Source organism: Dietzia sp. E1, from assembly GCF_014145015.1.
Lineage (GTDB): Bacteria > Actinomycetota > Actinomycetes > Mycobacteriales > Mycobacteriaceae > Dietzia > Dietzia cinnamea_A.
Map to the genome: position 1 here is coordinate 1 of NZ_JAALDU010000493.1, position 1,288 is coordinate 1,288.

At 74.0% G+C, this 1,288-nt stretch carries 1 protein-coding gene; it reads right to left on the minus strand.

Features of this window, described 5'->3' with window-relative positions; translation table 11 throughout:
• A partial coding sequence (locus G6030_RS14445) for a CoA transferase (RefSeq protein ID WP_182643591.1) occupies positions 1-1,110 on the minus strand: 1,110 nt, incomplete at its 3' end.
• Positions 1,111-1,288: the final 178 nt, after the last annotated feature.

The following is a 1,288-nucleotide window of genomic DNA, read 5'->3' on the forward strand; positions in this document are numbered from 1 at the left end:
GGCGTCGTTGTCGAAGCCCGGCTCCGGCGTCCCGCCGCGCCGCACCGCGCCCGGGGTATCGGCCAGGACCGGCACCACGCCGGGGCCGAGCACGGTGTCGTCGACGCCCGGCACGGTGTGCGGCACGAGCATGTCGCGGGCGAGGAACTGCTCGTCGCGCACCACGTCGGCCACCGTGTTGACCGGGCCCACCACCACGCCCGCGGCGTCGAGGGTCTCGCGGATCTCCTCCGCGGTCCGCTCGGCGGCCCAGTCGGCGATGATCGCGTCGATCTCGTCCTGGTGCACGCCGCGCGCGGAGTGGTCGACGAAGCGCGGGTCCTCGGCGAGCTCGGGGCGACCCATCGCCGCGCACAGCCTGCGGAAGACGGTGTCCTGGTTGGCGGCGATGATGACCCACAGGCCGTCGGCGGCCCGGTACAGGTTGGACGGCGCGATGCCCTCCAGCCGGGTGCCCGACGGGCCGCGGACGACCCCGGCCGCGTCGTAGTCGGGGATCACCGACTCCTGCACCGCCAGGCACGACTCGGTGAGCGCGACGTCCACCACCTGGCCGCGGCCGGTCGTGGTGCGGGCGAGCAGCGCGGCGAGGATCCCCTGTGCGGCGAACATGCCGCCCAGGGTGTCGCCGAGGGACAGGGCCATGCGCGGCGGCGGCATGTCGGGGAACCCGTTGAGGTGGCGCAGGCCCGACACGCCCTCGGCGACGGACGCGTAGCCGGCGCGGGTGGACTGCGGCCCGGTCTGGCCGTAGCCGGAGACCCGTCCGATCACGAGGCCCGGGTTGACCACGTGCAGTCGGTCGGGGCCCAGGCCCCACTTCTCGAGCGTGCCGGGGCGGAAGTTCTCCACCACGACGTCGGCCCGGGCGACCAGGTCGAGGAACATGGCGGCGCCGTCCTCTCTGCGCAGGTCCAGCGTGACGGACTCCTTGTTGCGAGCGTGGACGGTCCAGAAGTGGCGGCGGCCGTCCCGCTCGCCCTGGCCCCACGTGCGCAGCGGGTCCGGCCGGCCGGGGTCCTCGATCTTGACGACCCGGGCACCCATGTCGCCGAGGAGGCGGCCGGCGAACGGCCCGGCGATGAGGGTGCCCAGTTCCAGCACGAGCATCCCGGCCAGCGGGCCGGATCGCTCCTGCTCGCCCGCGTCAGTACCGAGGTCAGTCAGCTCAGACCCGCAGCCCTCCGTCACACCGTCCGCCTTCCCGCGTCACCGGACCTCGCTCCCGCGGTCCGTACCCACTTCAGCACCCTAGGAGACTGCTGAACAATCAGGGTGTCCGCCCCGC